Source organism: Dehalococcoidales bacterium (assembly GCA_028716225.1).
Taxonomy (GTDB): Bacteria; Chloroflexota; Dehalococcoidia; order Dehalococcoidales; family UBA5760; genus UBA5760.
In genome coordinates this window covers 1-5,612 of record JAQUQE010000069.1, presented here as the reverse complement: position 1 = coordinate 5,612, position 5,612 = coordinate 1, and the positions used below count along the sequence as shown (strand labels likewise).

Sequence of the window (5,612 nt, the reverse complement as noted above, 5' to 3'; positions counted from 1 at the left end):
TGGGGTGGCGGTATGAAAAGCGTATTTTTGATTTTCTGCTCGCTGTTCCTGATGTTCGCTACTCCCAAGGTTTTTTCTCTCATCGATGACGCACGCACTGATGAGTACACAGAGACATTCGCCGGCATATCCACTGCCGCCGGCGTTTATTCCGCCAACTTTACGCTGGCGGAACCTCTCTACTATAACTCCCTGGTATTCGTGGAAGAGATATCTTCAAACGCTACTACTGATGTCCCGTCCGCCGCATCGTACAATACCGTTTCCCGGCTTCTTACCGTGAACGGACTGGACCAGAGTCTCACCCGGACGCTTTCTGTAACTTTCCTGATAGAATCCGCCACTATCGAGGACTTTATGCTTGCCGTGCTTTCTTTGCTGCGCTGGTTTTACCTATTCCTTCTTCTAGGTACTGCCGCAGGTTCGATATATTGTTTCTTTACCTCCTAAAACGGGAGAGAATATGCAAAAACTCAAGGTCGTAAAAAATATTTATGAGACAAGGAGGTGATATATGCGCGGCGCCATGCTCGCAACTTGGTGAAAAAGGTGAAAGCCTAATTTTTTTTAAATCAAAAAAGGAGAAAAGTGGGTAAACGAAATCGCAGTAATAACAGTAGCGGAGGCGGCAGCAAGGCGAGTCAGTGGATGGGCTTTTTAGCCATCGTCATGGGAGCGGTGGCTATGCTGGTCGTCCTCATAATGTTTAACATCGGCATCGATGCTCTCGATGCCGCCTACACCGACGCAACGACATACACCGAGCAGGTCGGGCTTACCGATGTTATGGGCATCTGGGGCCTGGTCATCTTCATTATCTTCATGGCCGCGGGCATTGCCGCATTAACCGGAGGCTCGATTGTCCAGTGGAAAAAGGCTACGACCGGGGGCTGGATGGATGTATTTATGGTGTCTATCATGGGCGGCGTTACTCTCGTTATCTCCCTGCTGCTTAACGGAACCATCCAGAGCGCTCTGCACACAGCGTATGTTACGGTAAACGCGACCGCTAATTTAGCCGAGTTTAGCGGGCTGCTCGATATCATGACCATCTGGGGCATGGTGATATTCCTTGCTCTCATGGGTGCCGGTGTATCGCAGCTTGCGGGGGCCGCCTATGGTTCCTACAAACACCTGACCGGAAAACTATAACAACTAACCAGGGACAGGAGGCTCACTACCATGCTAAAAGACGTCATGGCGCGCAGGGCGTCTTACTCCTGGCGGATGGTGATACCGCCCGGTCTAAAAAGCCTGGCGGTATCTTCCATCTAAAATTTTTTCAAGAGGCAATCCATGTCAAAGCAAAATAAAATGCGTGTCTGTTTACTTAATGAAGTAAACGAGGCTAAAGAATACAAACTCGATGCCTATAAATCTCACATAGAGTCTACTAAAACTCTCGAAGCGTGGGGTTTAAACAGCCGGCAGCAGTGTATCGATGAAGAGACCGGCGAGTATCTGCAGTTTATAGACCCAAAAGATTACCGGCCGATTAAGATTTACGAAAGTATGGACGGCGATAAAGATGTTGAAGGCGCCGTGACTACTATCGCAAACGAAGCGGAAGATGAGGAAATGACGCTACTCGATACGGAAGAGCGTGAAGACGGACGGTTACTCTGGATAGGCATAGCCCTGGCCGGCGTCATATTGGTGTTTTTAATAGCTGTTTTGATGGTATTCAAAAATAGAACGCCGGAAGTTGTTACGGCTGCTGTGGCGGTCGTGCCGTTTATTAAGTCTTTTCTTCACTTAAATGGAAAATCCAAAACACAGAAATTGAACTTTAAAAAACTTTACGCTGACGCTAATGCAATGATAGTTGTTGAGAGAACTAAGAAAAGAATATTCCGGAAAATCCCTGAAAAATTAATCCCGGTCGACAGCTTTAAGCAGAATTATGAAGGCCGATGGCTCCATATACTCGGATTAGATTTGAAAAAAAAATTCTGGACGATAGCCGCGCATATCTCGATGGAAGAGGGGAAGTCGCCTCTGGACCTTTGGATTGCAAAACATTGTGCGGAGGAAGTCAGGGAAACTTACGGTCTTAGCTCTTCCTGGGGGCAAAAAATCAAGTTAGGCGTCTTTGTCGGACTTATTATCGGTATTATCATCGTAACGTTTTTTATTGTTACAGCGTCCAGCGGAGGTACAGCGGCATGACAAATACTCCTGAAGATATGCCTGATTTAAACCCGGGTAATTTCGGGGGCAATTTTGAGATGTCCTGGGCTAACAGAATAGAAAAAATTCTTGAAGTCCCGGATGTAGAGGATATGGCCCAGGTAATTATACGCGGCAATTTTCGCAACGAGCGCCAACTTAATGCAATATTAAGACTTTCTCACCGTCATGAAAAGTTTGGGCAAACCAAACATCAGGAACTATTAAGACAAAAAATTGCCGGTACGGCAGCATTAGGCGGTCTATCGAGGGTCGAGGGCTTATTTGCCGCAATAGGTCTCTTGGCCTCCGATATATACAGAGCTGCTAAGGGCTTACCGAAAGTCAAAGAGGATAAGGTGTACCGCGGGAGTGATTTCCGTACTCAAGAACGACCTCCTGAAGGTACTGAAAGGCCACGTTAATTATGTTGTCATCATCAAAAAACCCCCTTGAATCCCCACTTAAATACAGTGGATTTCCGTATACAACAAACCCCTTCCTTAGCCGTTTTGATGATGACGCGCTCGAGGGTATGAGATGTCTAAGCTGAAACCCATCAGGGACCCGTTCGATTATATCCTGCCCCGTAACAAACAGGACTATGCCGATAGTACCGTAATCGGTTTAGTAGGTCCTAAACGCAGTTGCAAAAGCCTACTGCTGGCTAAACTGCTTTATCGCGATATGTGTCTCGGCCGTAAAGTATGGTCCACCATGGACGTGCATACGCCTAAATTCTTCCTTGATAAGGGATTTCCGGATATCCATACAAAGATGATTGATTGGGACGCTTTCTTCATGATGTCTGAAGAATACCAGGACGGCACTATAGGAATAGATGAAGCGAGTGCGTTTAACTCTAACCGCTCACCCCTCACTGCTAGAAATAGAGTAACAAACGCGTTTACCAACCAGGTAGGACACCGCTCAATAGATGTCATCTGGACCGCAAAAAGCGCCGGCTGGCTGGACCGCCAGGGGTTGGGATTCGAGACGGATATCGAGATTGACTGTCAGGATATGGCTAAAACAACATGGGGGAGGTTACACCATATTAAAAAAGGAACTTTTGTTTATCTAGAGGCGTGGGATAGATCGGGAGCTTTGACCGGCAAGGCGGCAGACAGACGCGATAAGTTCGCCCGGCCGTTCAAATGCTGGTATTGGGGTAAAGGGGGGCCGGAGATTTACCACACGGCTTATAATACCCGCGCTTTATTGTCCGTGGAAGATATTTTCGGCGGCGTCAAGTTCGACTTTATGAAGCGTGTCATCAGTAATAAAAAAGCCATATATAATGAGATACGCCGGTCCCTTCATTCTCTTGCTAGGGAATTTCAATCTAGGGGCAGTGATGAAGTGCCCTGTGACACATTTTGGGCAACCGCTAACCATGTATACGGTATTGAAGGCGATAGCCGGAGTTTAGGGAAATACCTTCACCCGCTCGGTATAAAGCGTAAAGCCAAACGCAGCGGCAATGTCTATCTTCTGGATAATTTGATTTCAGAGCCGGAGATGGAATAATGAAAAAACTCATCCTTTTAATTTTTATCCTGGCGGCACTAACTATGGCCGGCTGCATGGCGGATGACCCCTGGACGGAAACGGTTTATTTTAAGGACGCGGTCGGTGAGCTGGTGGAAGTTGAATTAGTGGATGTCGATGAAGTAATTTCAGGAAATGTAACAACGGAAAACGTCACGGCTCAAAATGTAATAACCCAAAATGTAACAGCCGCCCTGGTTATCACGGACAACGCCACGATATCCTACCTATTATTGAATAATCTGCCGGAGTCGGACCCGGGCATCAGCGGGGCAGTATGGTCCGATAACGGCACATTGAAGGTGTCCCAATGATGATGGTGCAACAAATAATCGACGCTTTGAGCGGGTTGGGAACCGCGATAGAGTTTTTTACGCAGGTCGCGCTCTCAATAGCTCTATTCGCTATTGCCTTAAAGAATGAGCGGGAGTCCGTTTACTTCATATCTGGGCTTATAACGCTCCTCATCGGTCTTTCCCTGGCAGCAAATCACTCTTCGATAAGCTACGGGCTTTTGTTTTTATCCGTCTATGAATTTATGAAAGCTATGGAAATTGTTTTTGAAATAAACTTGCCGTCCAAAGGCTTTAGCTGGGTGAAGGGAATCTATAACAAAGCAAGAGGCCGCGATTAAGTAAAAAGGGGAGGTAAAGAGAAAATGCCGAATGTTCCAGGTTATCCTCCAGGTACTGTTGTAATACCGGACCCACGCGGCGGACCTCCTATCGTTATACCGCCTGGCGGCGTGCCGCCGGTCGGTGTTGGTGGCGGCGGAACGGGTGTTGGTGGCGGCGGCGGATATCCGGGCATGACGCCGGAGCAGGAAGCGCAACGCCGGGCAGCTGAAGAAGCGGCAAAAGCCATGGCGGATAGGCGCAAAGCGGAAGAAGCCGCCAGACGGCAGGCGGAAGAAAAGGCCGCCGAAGCAAAGCGCGCGGCGGAGGAAGCGCAACGCCGGGCAGATGAAGAAGCGGCAAAAGCCATGGCCGCCAGACGGAAGGCGGAAGAAGCCGCAAAAAAAGCTGCCGAAGAGAAGAGCGCCGAAGCCAGGCGAACCGCGGAAGAGGCAACTAAAAGAGCGGCAGAGGCGGCGGCAAAGGCTATGGCAGCCAGGCGGAAAGCGGAGGTAGCAACTAAAAAAGCCCCAACGGGTGAAACAGGCGAGGTGCCGGCTACCACAACTACCTCGGAAGAAACAAAGTCGGAAGGCCCTAATCTAATCGGCGGAAAGCAACTTACAGACGAGCAGCGCGAGTTTAAACCGGACCCAGAGTGGGAAGTCGCGGAGCGCAACGCCAGGGGCGAAGTGATAACTTACGTGGATAAAGACGGGGTCAGATGGTACACGCCTGATAATATCCAATGGAAATATTATGGCGTTAAAAACTCAAAAGAGCGCATCGAGGTAACGCGCGTGGAATACATCGACCCGGAAACCGGCGAGATATGGGTAAATTTCGAAGGCGGCGCCGGCCGGTACGATGACCCGACTGAAGGCAGGGCTTATGTAACAGTCCTTACTCCGGGCGGCGGCTCAAAACACCTGACCCTTCTTGAAGCTGATAAATTATTTAGAATCAAGGACCAGGACGAATTCGATGGCGCAATCAGGCAATTACTCGATGTTAAAGAGGGTTATCCGGTCCTGCCGCTGGAGCGCAGACTTGCCTCCAAAATCGGTAACATAAACCTTGTCGCCTTCGTCGAAGCCGGTATCGATAACCCTGAAGATTTCAGAGTCGCGGGTTACAAAGTTTACAAAGCCGATATCGAGCGCGCGAAGGCGCAGCTCGCGGCCTTTAAACGGGAGCTTACTTCATTACCGCTTTACGTCCAGCATGAATACGAAAGGGCGAGGGAAGAAGGGCGCGACGGGATAGCGGCACTAAACA

8 protein-coding genes are annotated in these 5,612 nt (G+C 49.0%); all 8 read left to right on the top strand.

Annotated elements, in window-relative coordinates:
• The coding region (locus tag PHI12_13230; protein MDD5511755.1) for a hypothetical protein at positions 1-450 on the top strand (450 nt) is incomplete at its 5' end.
• A gap of 138 nt (positions 451-588) precedes the next feature.
• Positions 589-1,152 (top strand): hypothetical protein, encoded by a 564-nt coding sequence (locus PHI12_13225; GenBank protein MDD5511754.1) that lies wholly within the window; start codon positions 589-591, stop codon positions 1,150-1,152.
• Between the two features lie 144 nt (positions 1,153-1,296).
• The gene (locus PHI12_13220; protein MDD5511753.1) at positions 1,297-2,169 is read left to right on the top strand and encodes a hypothetical protein; all 873 of its coding nucleotides are present in this window, start codon (positions 1,297-1,299) and stop codon (positions 2,167-2,169) included.
• Positions 2,166-2,594 (top strand): hypothetical protein, encoded by a 429-nt coding sequence (locus PHI12_13215; protein MDD5511752.1) that lies wholly within the window; start codon positions 2,166-2,168, stop codon positions 2,592-2,594. The genes PHI12_13220 and PHI12_13215 overlap by 4 nt, the downstream gene beginning before the upstream one ends.
• 115 nt (positions 2,595-2,709) lie before the next feature.
• Entirely contained in the window at positions 2,710-3,699 is a 990-nt protein-coding gene (locus PHI12_13210) for a hypothetical protein (GenBank protein ID MDD5511751.1), read from the top strand.
• Entirely contained in the window at positions 3,699-4,034 is a 336-nt protein-coding gene (locus PHI12_13205) for a hypothetical protein (protein MDD5511750.1), read from the top strand. Before PHI12_13210 ends, PHI12_13205 begins: the two co-directional genes overlap by 1 nt.
• Entirely contained in the window at positions 4,031-4,354 is a 324-nt protein-coding gene (locus tag PHI12_13200; protein MDD5511749.1) for a hypothetical protein, read from the top strand. The genes PHI12_13205 and PHI12_13200 overlap by 4 nt, the downstream gene beginning before the upstream one ends.
• A 24-nt stretch (positions 4,355-4,378) precedes the next feature.
• Positions 4,379-5,612: hypothetical protein (locus PHI12_13195; GenBank protein ID MDD5511748.1), on the top strand; the 1,234-nt coding region annotated here is incomplete at its 3' end.

Excerpts from the sequence above, each read along its gene's own strand:
- PHI12_13200 (MDD5511749.1), top strand. The coding sequence starts at position 4,031 with ATGATGATGGTGCAACAAATAATCGACGCTTTGAGCGGGTTGGGAACC.
- PHI12_13210 (MDD5511751.1), top strand. The coding sequence starts at position 2,710 with ATGTCTAAGCTGAAACCCATCAGGGACCCGTTCGATTATATCCTGCCC.
- PHI12_13220 (MDD5511753.1), top strand. The coding sequence starts at position 1,297 with ATGTCAAAGCAAAATAAAATGCGTGTCTGTTTACTTAATGAAGTAAAC.
- PHI12_13215 (MDD5511752.1), top strand. The coding sequence starts at position 2,166 with ATGACAAATACTCCTGAAGATATGCCTGATTTAAACCCGGGTAATTTC.
- PHI12_13205 (MDD5511750.1), top strand. The coding sequence starts at position 3,699 with ATGAAAAAACTCATCCTTTTAATTTTTATCCTGGCGGCACTAACTATG.